Raw genomic sequence first — 15,801 nt, 5'->3', positions numbered from 1 at the left:
TGGATCGGTTACTCCGCGTTGAATGTCGGAGGTTCTTTCGCGAGGAAGGCTCGGGTCGCGTTCTGGTGGTCGTGGGTTGCGGCGCATTCGTCCTGAAGGTCGGCCTCCAGGGCCAGCGCGTCGGGCAGCGAGTGGGTCGCGGCGTAGGCCAGCGCCCGCTTCGTGGCGGCGTAGGCCAGGGTGGGGCCCTGCGCCAGGCGTACGGCCAGCTCGTGGGCGGTCTTCAGCAGGTCGTCGGCGGGCACCACGCGGGTGACCAGGCCCAGCTCCAGCGCGCGGGCCGCGTCGAGCGGCTCGCCCAGCAGCATCAGCTCGGCGGCGCGGCCCCGGCCCACCAGCCGCTGCAGCGTCCACGACGCGCCGGAGTCGGGAGCCAGGCCGATGCCCGCGAACGCCAGCGCGAACTTGGCCCGCTCCGACGCCACCCGCAGGTCGCAGGCGAAGGCCAGCGACGCTCCCGCGCCCGCGGCCACGCCGTTGACCGCGGCCACCACCGGCTTGGCCATGGTGAAGATCAGCTCCACGATGGGGTTGTAGTGCTCGCGCACGGTGTTGGCCAGCCCGCGGCCCGCCTCCAGGTTGTCGGCGTGCTCACGCAGGTCCTGGCCCGCGCTGAAGGCCCGGCCCGAGCCGGTGAGCAGCACCGCCCTGACCGCGCGGTCGCTCGCCGCCCGGCGCAGCGCGCCGAGCAGGGCCTCCTTGACCTCGGCGGTCAGCGAGTTCATCGCGTCGGGACGGTCGAGCGTGATGGTGGCGACGGCGTCGGCCACGTCATAGCGAATCAAATCAACTCCCTGTCGACAAATGCCGCAGCTGCGGGGAGCAGCCGGGCGGCCTCCTGCTCGAAGTAGGCTCTGGCCTGCTCGCCCGGCCAGCCCGCCGGCAGCAGCTCGGGCGGCAGGCCGGGGTCGCGGAACAGGAAGTTGCGCCAGCCGTGCACGAGCCGGCTCCGCGTGGCGAACACCCGGTCGGGCGGGGCCCCTTCGGGCAGCGTGCTGATCAGCGTGACAGCCTCGGCGTGCCAGTGCGCGTACGCCTCGCCGATGGCGGCCAGATCCCAGGCCCTGGCGACCAGCTCGCGCGGGTCGCCCTCCAGCGCCGCGTCGAACCGGTCGGCCCGCACCTCCTCGCTCTCGAGCAGGTTGTCCAGCTCGATGGACGAGCGGGGGCCGATCCAGGTGCTCTCCGACAGCGACGCGTAGCCGAGGAACGTCAGGTCGGCCCGCAGCCGCTCGCGGCGCGGCCGATCTTTGACGGGCTCGAAGACGATCAGGTGCCAGCGGCCGTGCCAGGTCAGCGTCCCGGCTCGGTAAATTCTCAAGGCCGCCGCGTCCAGCCGCCTGACGCATTTCGCGGTCAGTCCGTAGCCGGCTCCCTGGGGCAGCCTCAGCGGATGCAGCCATCCCTGCCGCACCATGCGGGACACCGCCGTACGGACTGCCGGAGCGGCGATTTCCAGGGGTTTCATCAGCCGGACGAGCGCGGCGACGGACGCCTGGCCACCCCGCGAACGCAGGTGGTCTCCGTAGAGATCGAACAGAGCGGCGCGAGCGTGCACGGAGTCCAGTTTGGACGTCATCGCACGCCGCTACAACGCATTCTGGGAGGAGATCGTTACCCATGAGGGCTCTCGATGCGGGAGAATAGGACATCACAGAAGACGTGAATGCGCCGACCACCCCCAAGGGAGGTCGGAAATCGCGGGCCGCGGGAGCCCAAGGCAGGAAGGGATGCACGCATGGCGGCGATGAAGCCGCGGACCGGCGATGGTCCGCTGGAGGTCACCAAGGAAGGGCGCGGCATTGTCATGCGGGTCCCCCTCGAGGGTGGCGGCCGGCTCGTCGTGGAGATCTCCGCCGACGAGGCAAAGGCGCTCGGCGAGGCGTTGAAGAACGTCGTCGGCTGAGCGCTCCCGAGACGAGCTTGGTTCCACGACCCTGGCGTAAGTCCGGCGCCAGGGTCGCTGATGTTCGAGGAGATGTCCCGTGCCCATTGAGACCACTGCGTCGGTGGTCGCCGAGGTTCCCGGCGATGCCACGCTGCTGGCCGTCCCCTACGCCTCCGACCTCAACCCCGCGGTCGAGCTGCACCTGCCGGCGTCCGACCTGCTGGCACACTACGAGGCCAAGGGCGTGGCCGGGGAGATCGTCGAGGTCCCGGTGGCACGGGCCGGCGGGGTGGGCCGGGTCCTGCTGTACGGGGTGGGCGACGGCTCGCCCCGCGCGCTGCGCACGGCCGCGGCCGCGCTCACCCGGCGGGCCAAGGGCCAGGAGACGCTGACCGTGGTGCCGCCCGAGGGCGACCTGGAGGCGTTCGCCGAGGCGGCGCTGCTGGCGGCGTACACGTTCAAGATCGGCGATGCGGGGCGGAAGCCGGTGCGGTCCCTGGCCTTCGCCGGGGGCGACGCGGAGCGGGTGCGGCGGGCGCAGACCGTGGCGCAGGCGGTGGCCCTCGCCCGCGACCTGTCCAACACGCCCTCCTCGGTCAAGGACCCGGCCTGGCTGGCCGAGCGGGCCGCCGAGGTCGGCGTGCCGGTCGAGGTCTGGGACGAGGAGCGGCTGCAGGCCGACGGCTTCGGCGGCATCCTCGCCGTCGGGCAGGGCTCGGCCAGCCCGCCCAGGCTCATCAAGCTCTCCTACACGCCCGCCGAGCCGGTCGAGCGGCACGTGGTGCTGGTGGGCAAGGGCATCACGTTCGACTCGGGCGGGTTGTCGCTCAAGCCGACCGACAACATGAAGTTCCAGAAGACCGACATGGCGGGCGGCGCGGTCGTGATCGCCGTGCTGGGCGCGCTGGCCGCGCTGAAGGCCCCCGTACGCGTGACCGGGCTGGTGGCCTCCGCCGAGAACATGCCCTCGGGCACGGCCCAGCGGCCCAGCGACGTCATCAGGCACTACGGCGGGCGCACGGTCGAGGTGCTCAACACCGACGCCGAGGGGCGGCTCGTGCTGGCCGACGCGCTGGCCTACGCCGACGCCGTCCTCGACCCCGACGCGGTCGTCGACGTCGCCACGCTCACCGGGGCGATCACGGTCGCGCTCGGCCGCAGCGTCGGTGCCGTCTACTCCTCCGACGACGCGCTGGCCGGGCAGCTCGTCGAGGCGGGGGAGTCCGCCGGCGACCGGCTGTGGCGGATGCCGCTGATCGACGACTACGCCCCCGCGCTTGAGTCGCCGATCGCCGACCTGGCCAACGTCGAGGCCGGGTCCAGGTTCGGGGCGGGGTCGATCACGGCGGCGTTGTTCCTGCGGGAGTTCGCGGGCAAGCGGCCGTGGGCGCACCTCGACATCGCCGGGGTCGGGCGCAGCACCGTCGACGAGGGCACCCTGAGCAAGGGCGCCACGGGCTTCGGCGTACGCGTGCTGCTGGAGTGGCTCACTAAGAGCTGATCTTGACGGCGGCGAGCAGGCCGTCGCCCAGCGGCATGAGCACCGAGCGCAGCCGTTCGTCCGACTGCACCAGCTTGCCCACCTCGCGCAGCGCCACCGTGTCGGTGTCGCGCTGCGCGGGGTCGGCCACGCGGTTGTGCCAGAGCATGTTGTCGAAGGCCACGACGCCGCCCACGCGCAGCAGGCGGACGGCCTCGGCCAGATAGTCGGCGTATTCCTGCTTGGCGCCGTCGGCGAACACCATGTCGTAGCCGCCGTCGGACAGCCGCGGCAGCACATCGAGCGCCCGGCCCGAGATGAGCCGCACCCGCCCGCCGGAGAACCCGGCCTCCGCGAACGCCTGTCTGGCCAGTCGCTGGTGCTCGGGCTCGACGTCGACGCTCGTCAGCGTGCCGTCGGAACGCATGCCGCGCAGCAGCCACAGCCCCGAGACGCCGCAGCCCGTGCCGATCTCGACCACGGCCTTGGCGTTGACGACGGTGGCCAGGAAACACAGAGCCGCACCGCCGCCGGGAAGGAGGGGTACGGCACCCATCTCCAGCCCGCGCTGCCGCGCCGCGTGCAGGATCTCATCCTCGTGATGGAACTGCTCCGCATAGGCCAGAGTGGCCTCTACCGGAGTGGTCATCGGCCTCCTCCCCCCACTTTCGTGCGATTGGTCCGCGAGATTGGCACCGATCGCAGCCTAGGGGAGACACGCCAGGACGGGAACTCAGGAGGGCCCCACGGCGTTGCAGGTTTAAACGGGCTTTGCCGGTCCGGAGGGCAGGCAGTGCGCACGAAGGGACGAAACCAGGCACTATGGCGGTAGCGGTGGTCCCAGAGAGAGGAGTTCTGGTGGACGAAAGCGACCACCAGACCGATACTCCCGTGTCGTCTGACTGGACACCTCCCACCTGGGAGGAAGTGGTGCGGACCCACTCCGCACGCGTGTATCGGCTGGCATACCGGCTGACCGGCAACGTCCACGATGCGGAAGACCTGACCCAAGAGGTCTTCGTCCGGGTTTTCAGGTCGCTGTCGAGCTACACCCCTGGCACCTTCGAGGGCTGGCTGCACCGGATCACGACCAACCTGTTCCTCGACATGGCGCGGCGCAAGCAGCGCATCAGGTTCGAGGGGCTGGCAGACGACGCCGCCGAGCGGCTGCGCGGTCGCGAGCCGTCCCCGGCGCAGGCGTTCGACGACGCCCATCTGGAGCCCGACATCCAGGCCGCCCTCGACGCGCTCGCACCCGAGTTCCGGGCCGCGATCGTGCTGTGTGACATCGAGGGCCTGTCTTACGAGGAGATCGCGGCCACGCTCGGCGTCAAGCTGGGTACGGTCCGAAGCCGTATTCACCGTGGCCGGGCGCAGTTGCGGGAGGCGCTCGATCACCGGGCCCCCCGTAATTCTCAACTCCCCCCGACCGTGATCCGTGGGGAGGAAGTCTGACATGGCTCATCTGGGAGAACGCGTCTCCGCGCTCGTCGACGGAGAGCTGAACCACACCGAGCGCGAGCGTGCGCTCGCTCATCTGACTTTCTGCGCTGACTGCAGGCGCGAGGTCGAGTCGGTGCGGGCGCTGAAGTCGCGCCTGCGCTCGCTCGAGTCGCCGGCGCTGCCGGCCGACCTGACGATGTCCCTGCTCCGGATGGCGGAGCCGGGCGGGCCGTTGCCGCCGAGGGAGCGCCCTTTCCCGTCCCGCACGTTCGGCGGGGTGCCCATACCTGGGCCGCACAGCATCGCTCCGCTGGACAACCGCCCGCGCAGGGACGCCATCGGTGGGGCCACTGGCCCTGGTCGCGGTGGTAGGAGGCGCTCGGCGTACGTGGCGGTCGGGGTGGTCTCCGCGGCCGTGGCGCTCGGCACCTTCTTCGCCGCCACGGGGATCGGTCAGGAGAGTCCGGCCCCGCCGGTCGAACTCTTCCAGCAGCAGGCTCGTACGAACACGCCGTCAACCGCCACACCTTGACCGATATGCCGGGGAAGACTCGGTTGGCGTAGTCGGAGGTGCGCGGGGCATACGATCTGGGTTCGGGAATTGTCATGGGCAAGTCCTGATTGAAGCTTTATAACCCTCGTATGCCGCAAGAGCGAGGATTGCGGCGGCCGAGCCAAGGAGTGGTGAGACTTAGATGACCGACGAGACGCGCCCCACCGAAGGACGCACGCCGTCGGACTCCCCCGAGCCACATGGGCGGCCGGAGTTCCTGCCCGCGGACAACAGGCCGGACCAGCACCGGCCGGACCAGCCCAGACCAGGTCAGCCCCATACGGATCAGCCCAGACTTGATCAGCCCAGACCTGATCAGCACAGAACGGATCAACACGGCGGGTGGCCCGAGCCGCCCGTCTCGTTCGGCACACCGTGGGGCGACCCGTCGGGCCGCTCCGGAGTCTCGGGCTCGCCGCCGTACGAGCCGCGCCCGTACGACGCCTCGCCGCCGCACGGGCCGCCGTACGGTGCCTCGGGCCCGGACACCGCCCAGACCGGCCCCCAGACCGGCCCCCAGACCGGCCCCCAGACCAGTTCGCCGTACGCCGCGCAGACCGGCCCGCAGCCCGTCACCCCCACCTACGGCACCTCGGCCCCCTCCTTCGGGCCCCCGGACAGCGCCTCCGCCCCCTCCTACGGCTCGCCCGACGCCGCCCCGGCCCCTTCCTTCGGGCCCCCCGACAACACCACCCGCTCCTACGACAGCCCCTTCTTCGGCTCTCCTGACGGGGGCGCCCGCTCCTACGAGGGCCCGCCGTTCGGATCGTCCGGCGAGGGCCAGTCGTACGGCGTCGGCGCCCACGGGTACGGCCCCGGCACCGACGGGTACGGCGGCACCGGGGCGGCCCCGCCGCCGCCGCGCCAGCCCCTCGGCATGGGGCCGGGCTGGGCGCCGCCACCGCCGGGCGGGCAGGGAGCCCATGCCGCCCGCCGCGGGCCCGGCGCCGGTGTCCTGATCGCCGCGGCCGTGGTGATCGCGCTGGTGGCCTCGGTGCTCGGGAGCGTCGGCACGTACCTGCTGACCAGGCCGGCCGAGGGCAACGACCCCTCCTTCAGCCTCGGCCCGCTGCCGACCGGCGCCACCAACCGCGCGCCCGACTCGGTGGCGGGCGTGGCGGCCCGGGTGCTGCCCAGCGTGGTCTCCCTGGAGGTCGGCAACGGCACCAACACCGAGGGCGCCTCAGGCTCCGGCTTCCTGATCAAGAACGGCTACGTGGTCACCAACAACCACGTCGTCGCGCTGGCCGCGCAGGGCGGCGAGATCCAGATCGTGTTCAACAACCGCAAGACCACCACGGGCCGCATCGTCGGCCGCGACCCGGGCTCCGACCTGGCCGTGGTCAAGCCGGAGGAGACGTTCGGGACGCCGGAGATCACGCTCGGCAACTCCGACCAGGTGGTCGTCGGCGACCCGGTCATCGCCATCGGCTCCCCGCTGGGCCTGACCGGCACGGTGACGACCGGCATCGTCAGCTCGCTCAACCGTCCGGTCATCGCCGGTGACGACACCGGCACCAGCAGCGAGGAACCCGCGTACATCAGCGCCATCCAGACCGACGCCGCCATCAACCCGGGCAACTCGGGCGGGCCGCTGGTGAACGGCAGGGGCGAGGTCGTCGGGGTGAACTCGGCGATCGCCACGCTGGGGCGTTCGATGAGCAGCCAGGGCGGCAGCATCGGCCTGGGCTTCGCGATCCCGGTCAACCAGACGCGGCGGGTGGCCGAGGAACTGATCACGACTGGCCGGGCCAAGCGGCCCAAGATCGGCATCGTGCTGGACAAGGACTACCGGGGTGAGGGCGTACGCATCGCCTCGGAGTCGGTCGGCGGCCAGCCCGCGGTCACCAAGGACGGGCCCGCCGACAAGGCGGGGCTGCGGGCGGGCGACGTGATCCTCGAGATCGACGGGCTGGCCCTGCAGGACGGGAACGAGCTGATCGCCCTCATCCGCAGCAAGGCGCCCGGCTCCAAGATCAACATCAAGTTCCAACGCGCCGGTGAGGAGCGCACGGCGACCCTCACGGTCGTCGCCGAAGACGAGCCCACCCCGTCACCCTCCTGACCCGCCCCCACCCCCGGACCGACCCCACCCCTCCCGACCGGCCCCGAGTGCCCGACCCGGCCCGAATGCCTGGCCCGAGTGCCCGACCCGACCCCGAGTTTCCGACTCGCCCTGAGTGCCCGGCCCGGCCCTGAGTGGCCACCCGGTCCTTGTGTCTCATCGCGGTGCCGCAGGAGTCCCCACCGGCCTCCTGCGGCACCTTCACGACTCCCGGGCCCTTCTCAGGGACCGCACGGCCCTCCGTGGTCACACACGCCCGCCTGGCAACGCATGCGCGCCCTGAGGACGCATGCGCGCCCTGCAGGGCGCGTGCGGCGCTGTGGGTGCCTGCGGCGCTGTCCATGCGCGCGACCCGTCTGGGCACGCCCGGCTCTGGGCATGCGCGGCTCTGGGTACGCGCGGCTCCGCGGGAGTGTGGGCGACCGTCCGGGTGCGTCTGCGGCGTTCGAGGGAGCCCTCCAGCGCCGGTGGGGTGCCGTTCATGGTGCTGAGGGGCCGTTCGCCGCGCTCCGCGGCGTCCTGGCGGAAAACTGGGTGAGGGGGGACGACCGACCTACCTATGGGAGCCCTTAGTCTGTGGATAGGCCGGGGTTGTCCTCGGAGAGATTGGACTGCGGTAGGAGCTCAGGGTGTTCGGACTCGGATGGATGGAGGTCGGAGCGCTGATCGTGATCGCGCTGCTCGTCTTCGGTCCGGAAAAACTGCCGCAGGCCGCCGCGCAGGCGGGCAAGACGCTGCGCAACCTGCGCCGGATGGCGAACAACGCGCGCGACGACCTGCGCTCCGGTCTGGGCCCGGAGTTCCGCGACTTCGACCCGGCAGACCTCAATCCGCGCAACTTCGTCCGCAAGCATCTCCTCGACGACCTCGAGGACGACTGGAACAACAACAAGTCGCGCGAGCTGGAGCCGGCCAACATGGCCCCCTACACGTCCGAGCCCGTCGACGAGCTGGGCTTCGGCGAGATCCCCCCGTACGACTCCGAAGCCACCTGACGAGCCCCCACGACGCGAGACGGGCCCGCCCAGGGGTCTGAGCGGGCCCGGCGAAGCGGGAGCGGCGGCGGGTCAGCCGCGCGGCGACAGGCCGAGATGGAGGCCCTTCAGGCTGGAGGAGCGCTTGCTCAGCCCGCCCGCGATCTTGCGCAGCTCCTCGGCGGCCGGCGAGTCGGGGTCGGTCAGCACCAGCGGCTTGCCTTCGTCGCCGCCCTCACGCAGCCGCAGGTCGATCGGCACCTGGCCGAGCAGCGGCACCCGCGCCCCCAGCGTCCGGCTCAGCGCGTCGGCCACGGTCTGGCCGCCGCCCTCGCCGAAGACCGCGATGCGCTCGTCGCAGTGGGGGCAGGGCAGCCATGCCATGTTCTCGATGACGCCGGCGATCTGCTGGTGGGTCTGCGCCGCGATCGACCCGGCCCGCTCGGCCACCTCGGCGGCGGCCATCTGCGGGGTCGTCACGACGAGGATCTCCGCCGTCGGCAGCCGCTGGGCCACCGAGATGGCGATGTCGCCGGTGCCCGGGGGCAGGTCGAGCAGGAGCACGTCGAGGTCGCCCCAGTAGACGTCGGCCAGGAACTGGTGCAGCGCCCGGTCGAGCATGGGCCCGCGCCAGACCACCGGGGTGTTGCCCGGCGGCTTGAACATGCCGACCGAGATGACCTTGATGTCGTGGGCCACCGGCGGCATGATCATGTCTTCGACCTTGGTGGGCCGCTCGGACGCGCCCAGCATGCGCGGGATGCTGTGGCCGTAGATGTCGGCGTCGACGATGCCGACCTTGAGCCCGTTCGCGGTCATGGCGGCGGCCAGGTTGACCGTGACGGACGACTTGCCGACGCCGCCCTTGCCGCTGGCCACCGCGAACACGCGGGTGAGCGAGCCCGGCTGGTTGAAGGGGATCTCCTTCTCCGGCCCGCGGTCGCCCCTCAGCTTGGTCTGGAGGGTCTTGCGCTGCTCGGTGCTCATGACGTCGAGCTCGATCTGGACGCCTGTGACCCCGTCGACCTTGGCGACGGCGTTGGTGACGTCGCGGGTGATGGTGTCCTTCATCGGGCAGCCGGCCACGGTCAGGTAGACGCCGACGCGCACCGCGCCGTCGGGGGCGATCTCGATGCTCTTGACCATGTCGAGGTCCGTGATCGGGCGACGGATCTCGGGGTCGATGACGGTGGAGAGTGCCGCCGTCACGAGTTCCTGGGTTGGTGCCATCGAAGTCTCGGCACGAGGGAGTGCCGTCCCTCCTTCGTCGGTGTATGCGTGGCAGGCGCTGGACGCCGGGTGAGGATGCCCCTCCATGGTATGAACGAGAGCCTCCGCCGGGTTAATCCGCGCTGTTAGATGTCTGTGCAACAACGTCTTAAGGTTACTCCGTGACGCTTCTGCGCGACGAGGGGCTGACCGCTGGCGAACTGGCGCTGTGGCGGACGTTGCAGCGTGCCCAGGTGCGCATCACCCGCCATCTCGAAGGGGAACTGCTCGACGCCCACCATCTGCCGCTGGCCTCGTACGAGGTGCTCGCGCGACTGGCGGAGGCGTCCGGGCGGCGGCTGCGCATGAACGATCTCGCCGACCGCGTGCTGCTCTCCCGCAGCGGGCTGACCAGGCTCATCGACCGGCTCCAGCGCGACGGCCTGGTGACCAGGGAGGCGTGTGCCGACGACGCCCGCGGCCTGTACGCGGTGCTGAGCGACAGCGGCGCGGCCAGGCTGGCCGAGGCGACGCCGACCTACCTGCGCGGCATCAGGACCCAGTTCCTCGACCTGCTGGGCGCGGCGGAGATCGCGCAGGTGCGGACGATGCTGGCCAGGCTCGACCCAGAAGCGGCCCCGCAGCACGCATAGCCTCGGCGCGACCTCTCAGCGCGAGCCCTCAGCGCGGCGCCTCTGCGTCGCCCTTGAGTTCCTCCACCAGCCGGGTCAGTTCGGTGCGCAGGTAGTCGCGGGTGGTCACCTCGTTCAGCGCCAGCCGCAGGCCGGCGATCTCGCGGGTCAGATACTCGATCTCCGCCTGGTTGCGCTCGGCGGTCTCGCGGTCCTGCTCGTACTGGATGCGGTCGCGGTCGCCCTGGCGGTTCTGGGCCAGCAGGATCAGTGGCGCGGCATAGCTGGCCTGCAACGACAGCATCAGCGTGAGGAAGATGTGCGGGTAGGGGTCGAACCGCAGGCTCCCCGGCGCCACCGCGTTCCAGATCACCCAGACCGCCACGAAAACGGTCATGTACACGAGGAAGCGCGCCGTGCCCAGGAACCGGGCGATCTGCTCGGAGAGGCGGCCGAACGCCTCCGGGTCGTAGTGCGGGCGCAGCGAGCGGCGCAGCTCGCGGGGCTGGTCGAGTCGTTCACTCGTCACGGTAGTCGGCCCTTTCCCGCCAGTCCTCGGGCAGCATGTGATCCAGTACGTCGTCCACGGTCACCGCTCCGACCAGTCGGCCCAGCTCGTCGACCACCGGGGCCGCGACGAGATTGTAGTTGGCCAGGTAGTAGGCCACCTGGAGCAGCGTGAACTGCGGCCTGATGGGATCGATCGAGGGGTCGAGCACGGTGCCGAGCTGCGTGGACGGCGGCTCGCGCAGCAGCCGCTGGAAGTGCGAGACCCCCAGGTACGTGCCCGTCGGCGTCTCGGTCGGCGGCCTGCTCACGTAGACCTGCGCGGCCACGGACGGCGTGAGGTCCTGCTGCCTGATGTGCGCCAGCGCCTCGGCCACCGTGGCGCTGGGCGGCAGGATCACCGGCTCGCTGGTCATGACGCCGCCCGCGCTGTCCTCCGGGTACGTCAGCAGCCGCCGCACCGGCGCCGCCTCACCCGGCTCCATCAGCGCCAGCAGCTCGGACGCCTGCTCCTCCGGCAGGTCGTGCAGCAGGTCGGCGGCGTCGTCGGGACCCATCTCCTCCAGGACGTCGGCGGCCCGCTCGGGTTCGAGGGTGCCCAGGATGCCGATCTGGTCGTCGGGCGGCAGCTCCTCCAGCACGTCGGCCAGCCGGGTGTCGTTCAGCGCGCGGGCGATCTCGATGCGCCGCTTGCTCGGCAGGTCGTGCAGCGCGCTGGCCATGTCGGCGGCCCGCAACGACTCGAACGCGGCGATCAGCCCGGCCGCGCCCTGGTCCTTCTGCAGCGTGTCGAACCCCGACACCTCGCCCCAGTCGACGATCCGGGGCTCGCGCCGCCTGCCCTTGTAGAGGGCGACGCTGGTGATCTCCCAGGTGGACGGCCTGGTCTCCTCCATGGCCACGTCGTAGACGGTCATGGGCTGGTCGTCGAAGCGCACGGTCAGGTCGAGGATCTCGCCGATGGCCAGGGTCTCGGTGGTGCGCTGCTCGAACCTGCGCATGTTGATCCGTCCGGTGAAGACCACGGAGCCCGCCTCGATGCGGCGTACGCGGGTGATGGGCAGGAACACGCGGCGGCGCGGCTGCACCTCCACCACGAAGCCGTGCACGTTGGGCCGGTGCCCGAGGCGCAGCCCGACCACCACGTCCCGGATGCGGCCGATCTGGTCGCCCGCGGGGTCGAAGACCGGGGTCCCCTGCAGCCGGGCCACGAAGATCTTCACCTGGTCAGGCTAACAGCGCCGTCCCATTGCGCCTGGGACGCCGTACATGTCAGTATCAAACCCGCTTAACAGTCATTACCCGTCAGGTGGTGTGCGAATGAGGTATGCGGGGCTCGCGCTGGCCTTCGTGTCGTCGTGTTGTTTCGCGTTCTCCGGGCCCATGGCGAAATATCTCATCGCCGCCGGGCTGGCGCCGATCGAGGCGGTGTGGACGCGGATGGCCGGCGCGGGGCTGCTGCTGGTGGCGGTGCTGGCCGTGGTCAGGCCGCGGGCGCTGCGCATCCCGAGGTCACGGCTGCCGTTCGTCGGACTGTACGCGATCATGGCGGTGGCGGGCGTGCAGGCACTGTACTTCGCGGCCATCACCCGGCTGCCGGTGGGGATCGCGCTGCTGCTGGAGTTCATGGCGCCGGTGATGGTGGTGGCCTGGGTACGGGTCGTCCGCCGCGTACGGCTCGCGCGGGCCGCGTACGTCGGAGCGGTCGTGGCCGTCGTGGGCCTGGGGATCGTGGTGGAGGCGTGGCAAGGGCTGCGCCTGGACGCGCTCGGCCTGCTGCTCGGTCTGCTGGCCGGGGCGTGCTGCGCCGGATACTTCCTGATGAACGATAGTTTCGGCGACGAGATCGACCCGCTGGGCCTGATCGCCTGGGGCATGACGGGGGCGGCCGTGGCGCTGGTGCCGCTGGCCCGGCCGTGGGACATCCCGTGGGAGGCGTTCACGGTGTCCGCGACGCCGGGGGGCGGGCCGGGGCTGCCGGTGCTGGCCGCCTACCTGTGGATGGTGCTGGTCGCGACCGTGGTGGCGTACATCCTGGGGGTCAACGCCGTGCGGCGGCTGTCGGCCGCGGTGGGCGCCACCGTGGCGTCCCTGGAGGTCATCGGCGGCGCGATCGTGGCCTGGGCGCTGCTCGGCGAGCAGCTCGGGGCCTTCCAGGTCGTGGGCGGCCTGATCGTGCTCTCGGGCGCGCTGCTCGCCCAGACCGCCACCGCTAGCAAGACCGCCACCGCGAGCACGCGGCCCGAGGCGGCCTCGGACCTGGGGCCGGATCAGGAGCCTGGTCTGGAGCCTGGTCCGGAGTCAGGTCCGGAAGTCGCGCCGGAGCCGGGGGCGGGGACCGTCAGCGCTCGGGGGTGAGCCGCCAGACGGCCGACTCGCGGGCCCAGCGCTCGGGCAGGTGCTCGCTGTCGCGGGCGTTGAGCCGCTCTTTGGCCAGCACCGCCACCACGTCGGCCGCCGCCGCCTGGTCGACTGCCGAGACCGCCGCCTCGAACTCCACCAGCCTGGCGCCGTTGTCCTTGCTGCGCAGCGTGACGTGGACCCGGTCGAGGGCGTCGAGCCCCGGCAGCCGCTGCTCCTCGCCGCCCGTCACCAGGTAGATCGCGCCGTCGTGCCAGGCGTGCCAGGCCAGGCGGGGACGGTCGAGGGTGAGCCAGAGGACGCCGGACTTCTTGGCGCCCTCCTCGATGGCCATGACGTTGGTGGCAGCGCTGGTCGCGGTGTCGTCGCTCACAGATCCGACTGTACGCGGCGTCGTACGGCGGTCGGGAGCGCAGGGAAGGAGGTGCGCGATCTCGCCGGCCTGCGTCCGAGTAGCGTGTGCGCATGCGCTCACGACGTTCGGTGCTCGCCGTGCCAGGCAGCAACCCCCGCTTCCTGGTCAAGGCCCAGACCCTGCCCGTGGACGAGGTCTTCCTCGACCTCGAGGACTCCGTCGCGCCGCTGGCCAAGGAGGAGGCGCGGGCGAACATCGTGGCCGCCCTGCGCGAGGGCGACTGGTCGGGCAAGACCCGCGTGGTCAGGGTGAACGACCTGACCACGCAGTGGACGTACCGGGACGTGATCGAGATCGTGGAGGGGGCCGGGGAGTTCCTCGACTGCCTCATGCTGCCCAAGGTGCAGGACCCGACCGAGGTCGTCTGGCTCGACACGCTGCTCACCCAGATCGAGAAGACCATGGGCTACGAGGTGGGCCGCATCGGCATCGAGGCGCAGATCGAGAACGCCCGCGGCCTGGTCAACGCCGACGCCATCGCCGGGTCGTCCGGGCGGCTGGAGACCCTGGTGTTCGGCCCCGCCGACTTCATGGCCTCCATCAACATGCGGACGCTCGTCGTCGGCGAGCAGCCGCCCGGCTACGTCGAGGGCGACGCCTACCACTACATCCTCATGCGCCTGCTGATGGCCGCCAGGATGCACGACCTGCAGGTCATCGACGGGCCCTACCTGCAGATCAAGGACGTCGAGGGCTTCCGCAGGGTCGCCCGGCGGGCCGCGGCGCTGGGGTTCGACGGCAAATGGGTGCTGCACCCGGCGCAGGTGGACGCGGCCAACGAGGTGTTCTCCCCGTCGCAGGAGGACTACGACCACGCCGAGCTGATCCTGGAGGCGTACGACCACTACACCACCGTCGAGAGGCGCGGCGCGGTCATGCTGGGCGACGAGATGATCGACGAGGCGTCCCGCAAGATGGCGCTCGTCGTGGCGGCCAAGGGCCGGGCGGCCGGGCTGAGCCGTACGAAGAGCTTCACACCCTGAGTCCCCGAGGGCTTCACACCTTGAGGCCGACGGCGGTGAAGAACCAGAACGACGAGGTCAGCCAGAGCCCGACGAGCACCGTGAACGCCAGCCCGCCGAGCACGGGCAGCGTCCAGCCGGGCGCGTCGCGCCTGGGCAGGGCCAGCAGCTTGGCGGTGAACACCCCGTAGAAGAAGCAGCCGAGCAGGGAGTGGACGAGCACGCGGGGCACGTCGTACTGCAGGCCCAGGGCGTACAGGCAGTGGAAGGCGACCGGGATCGTGAGCAGGAACGCCAGCCGTCCCGACCAGCGGTGCACGGCGGGCGGGACGGCGATCCCGAGCCGGCCCCACATCGACAGGGCCGAGAGCACCTGCACGATCGCGAGAACGAACGCGCCCGTCGTCAGCCACGCCTTCATGGGCAGCGCCGCCGAGAACCCGGCCACGCCGACGGCGAACCCGGTCGGGGTGTGCGCCCGTCCGTACACGCCGAGCGCGAGCATCACGAGGCCGCCGACCAGCAGCGGCACGAGCAACGGGGACAGGCCGCGGGCGGGCTGCCGGGGCACGGCGGTCATCGCATCTCCTCGATGAAGCCGTCCACGTCCTCGGGCTGGACGGTGGTGCCGGCGACGGTGACGGGGGCGGTGGGCCGTCCGCTGTCGAGCCGCGGGACGCCGTACTGCTCCTCCCCGGCGGAGGCGGCGCCGACCTGGTCGTAGCCGCCGTCCTGGTTCCTGATCACGATCCACCCGGCGCGGAGCCTGGCGCCTCTGACGACGGCGGTGGCCCGGTACAGGCCCGACGGCTTGACCACCGGGGGCGCGACGAAGCTCCACTTCCTGCCGCCGATGGAGACCGAGCCCTCGGCCCGGCCGTCGTCCAGCTCGGCCGTGACCTTCGAGCCCGCGTCGGCCGCGCCGGTGAGCCGCAGCTCGCCGGCCGTTCCCGAGCCCTTGAACCAGACCTCGCTGCGGCCGTCGCAGAAGTAGCCGACGGCCTTGCCGTTCCTGACGGAGATGGCGATCAGGGCGCCGCTGCCCTTCACCCGGCCGCCGTAGTCGGCCTTGACGATCTTCTCCGGTTCTGTGGGGGAGGGGGCGGGGGAACTCGGCTCGGCGGCGGTCTGCCCGGCGGCGGGCGCCTCTGTGGGGGTGTCGGCGGCCGTGTTCTCGGCCGCAGGTGTCGCGGTGATGCTGGCCGCACCCAGCCCCACGGCGAGCACCGCGCCCGCCGCGAGGGTGAGGAAAGGTCCCAGCCTTGACATGGACTGCTCCCAGGGTCGAATGCCGGTGAAATGCCTTCGACAC

The 15,801-nt window shown here is 71.4% G+C and carries 18 protein-coding genes; 9 read left to right on the top strand and 9 right to left on the bottom strand.

Annotation, left to right across the window (positions count from 1 at the left end; all coding sequences use genetic code 11):
• Window positions 1-8: 8 nt before the first annotated feature.
• Window positions 9-785, bottom strand: coding sequence for an enoyl-CoA hydratase-related protein (locus tag ACZ6S0_RS25485; protein ID WP_465921827.1), 777 nt, complete (start codon window positions 783-785; stop codon window positions 9-11).
• A complete protein-coding gene (locus tag ACZ6S0_RS25480; protein WP_465921826.1) occupies window positions 782-1,579 on the bottom strand; it encodes a PaaX family transcriptional regulator in 798 nt (265 codons plus the stop codon). The genes ACZ6S0_RS25485 and ACZ6S0_RS25480 overlap by 4 nt, the downstream gene beginning before the upstream one ends.
• A gap of 159 nt (window positions 1,580-1,738) precedes the next feature.
• On the opposite strand from ACZ6S0_RS25480, the gene ACZ6S0_RS25475 reads away from it, so the two are divergent.
• Window positions 1,739-1,906 (top strand): DUF3117 domain-containing protein, encoded by a 168-nt coding sequence (locus ACZ6S0_RS25475; protein WP_020545024.1) that lies wholly within the window; start codon window positions 1,739-1,741, stop codon window positions 1,904-1,906.
• Window positions 1,907-1,985: 79 nt separating this feature from the next.
• Window positions 1,986-3,389: a leucyl aminopeptidase gene (locus ACZ6S0_RS25470; RefSeq protein WP_465921825.1), complete on the top strand. Its 1,404-nt coding sequence runs from the start codon at window positions 1,986-1,988 to the stop codon at window positions 3,387-3,389.
• On the opposite strand, the gene ACZ6S0_RS25465 is transcribed toward ACZ6S0_RS25470, so the two are convergent.
• On the bottom strand, window positions 3,379-4,017 hold the full coding sequence (locus ACZ6S0_RS25465) for an O-methyltransferase (protein ID WP_465921824.1): 639 nt from the start codon (window positions 4,015-4,017) through the stop codon (window positions 3,379-3,381). The genes ACZ6S0_RS25470 and ACZ6S0_RS25465 overlap by 11 nt on opposite strands.
• A 173-nt stretch (window positions 4,018-4,190) precedes the next feature.
• Between ACZ6S0_RS25465 and sigE the strand changes: the two genes are divergently transcribed.
• From sigE to ACZ6S0_RS25445, 4 genes are all read left to right on the top strand, one after another.
• On the top strand, window positions 4,191-4,823 hold the full coding sequence (gene sigE, locus ACZ6S0_RS25460; RefSeq protein ID WP_148440425.1) for an RNA polymerase sigma factor SigE: 633 nt from the start codon (window positions 4,191-4,193) through the stop codon (window positions 4,821-4,823).
• 1 nt (window position 4,824) lies between these two features.
• Window positions 4,825-5,343 (top strand): anti-sigma factor family protein, encoded by a 519-nt coding sequence (locus ACZ6S0_RS25455; RefSeq protein WP_465921823.1) that lies wholly within the window; start codon window positions 4,825-4,827, stop codon window positions 5,341-5,343.
• 163 nt (window positions 5,344-5,506) lie between these two features.
• Window positions 5,507-7,429: a S1C family serine protease gene (locus ACZ6S0_RS25450; RefSeq protein WP_465921822.1), complete on the top strand. Its 1,923-nt coding sequence runs from the start codon at window positions 5,507-5,509 to the stop codon at window positions 7,427-7,429.
• A gap of 629 nt (window positions 7,430-8,058) precedes the next feature.
• Window positions 8,059-8,424: a sec-independent translocase gene (locus tag ACZ6S0_RS25445; RefSeq protein WP_465921821.1), complete on the top strand. Its 366-nt coding sequence runs from the start codon at window positions 8,059-8,061 to the stop codon at window positions 8,422-8,424.
• A 72-nt stretch (window positions 8,425-8,496) separates the two neighbouring features.
• On the opposite strand, the gene ACZ6S0_RS25440 is transcribed toward ACZ6S0_RS25445, so the two are convergent.
• Entirely contained in the window at window positions 8,497-9,633 is a 1,137-nt protein-coding gene (locus tag ACZ6S0_RS25440) for an Mrp/NBP35 family ATP-binding protein (RefSeq protein WP_465921820.1), read from the bottom strand.
• Window positions 9,634-9,794: 161 nt separating this feature from the next.
• On the opposite strand from ACZ6S0_RS25440, the gene ACZ6S0_RS25435 reads away from it, so the two are divergent.
• Window positions 9,795-10,265: a MarR family winged helix-turn-helix transcriptional regulator gene (locus ACZ6S0_RS25435; protein ID WP_465921819.1), complete on the top strand. Its 471-nt coding sequence runs from the start codon at window positions 9,795-9,797 to the stop codon at window positions 10,263-10,265.
• Window positions 10,266-10,293: 28 nt separating this feature from the next.
• On the opposite strand, the gene ACZ6S0_RS25430 is transcribed toward ACZ6S0_RS25435, so the two are convergent.
• On the bottom strand, window positions 10,294-10,773 hold the full coding sequence (locus ACZ6S0_RS25430) for a DUF1003 domain-containing protein (RefSeq protein WP_465921818.1): 480 nt from the start codon (window positions 10,771-10,773) through the stop codon (window positions 10,294-10,296).
• Window positions 10,763-11,974 carry a magnesium transporter MgtE N-terminal domain-containing protein gene (locus ACZ6S0_RS25425; RefSeq protein WP_465921817.1) on the bottom strand — a complete coding sequence of 404 codons (1,212 nt, stop codon included), beginning with the start codon at window positions 11,972-11,974 and terminating at the stop codon, window positions 10,763-10,765. Before ACZ6S0_RS25425 ends, ACZ6S0_RS25430 begins: the two co-directional genes overlap by 11 nt.
• 97 nt (window positions 11,975-12,071) lie before the next feature.
• On the opposite strand from ACZ6S0_RS25425, the gene ACZ6S0_RS25420 reads away from it, so the two are divergent.
• Window positions 12,072-13,109 carry an EamA family transporter gene (locus ACZ6S0_RS25420; protein ID WP_465921816.1) on the top strand — a complete coding sequence of 346 codons (1,038 nt, stop codon included), beginning with the start codon at window positions 12,072-12,074 and terminating at the stop codon, window positions 13,107-13,109.
• Here the strand turns inward: ACZ6S0_RS25420 and ACZ6S0_RS25415 are convergent.
• Entirely contained in the window at window positions 13,093-13,485 is a 393-nt protein-coding gene (locus ACZ6S0_RS25415; protein ID WP_465921815.1) for a hypothetical protein, read from the bottom strand. The two genes, ACZ6S0_RS25420 and ACZ6S0_RS25415, sit on opposite strands and share 17 nt — an antisense overlap.
• A 92-nt stretch (window positions 13,486-13,577) precedes the next feature.
• Here ACZ6S0_RS25415 and ACZ6S0_RS25410 point away from each other — a divergent pair, with 92 nt between their 5' ends.
• Window positions 13,578-14,510: an HpcH/HpaI aldolase/citrate lyase family protein gene (locus ACZ6S0_RS25410; protein WP_465921814.1), complete on the top strand. Its 933-nt coding sequence runs from the start codon at window positions 13,578-13,580 to the stop codon at window positions 14,508-14,510.
• A 13-nt stretch (window positions 14,511-14,523) separates the two neighbouring features.
• Here the strand turns inward: ACZ6S0_RS25410 and ACZ6S0_RS25405 are convergent, their stop codons facing one another.
• Together ACZ6S0_RS25405 and ACZ6S0_RS25400 are read right to left on the bottom strand one after the other, a co-directional pair.
• A complete protein-coding gene (locus tag ACZ6S0_RS25405; protein WP_465921813.1) occupies window positions 14,524-15,069 on the bottom strand; it encodes a DUF6529 family protein in 546 nt (181 codons plus the stop codon).
• Complete coding sequence (locus ACZ6S0_RS25400) at window positions 15,066-15,758, bottom strand: hypothetical protein (RefSeq protein ID WP_465921812.1); 693 nt, start codon at window positions 15,756-15,758, stop codon at window positions 15,066-15,068. Before ACZ6S0_RS25400 ends, ACZ6S0_RS25405 begins: the two co-directional genes overlap by 4 nt.
• Between the last annotated feature and the right edge of the window lie 43 nt (window positions 15,759-15,801).

The organism is Nonomuraea sp. NPDC051298 (assembly GCF_055586305.1).
This window is presented reverse-complemented; position numbering and strand designations above follow the sequence as displayed.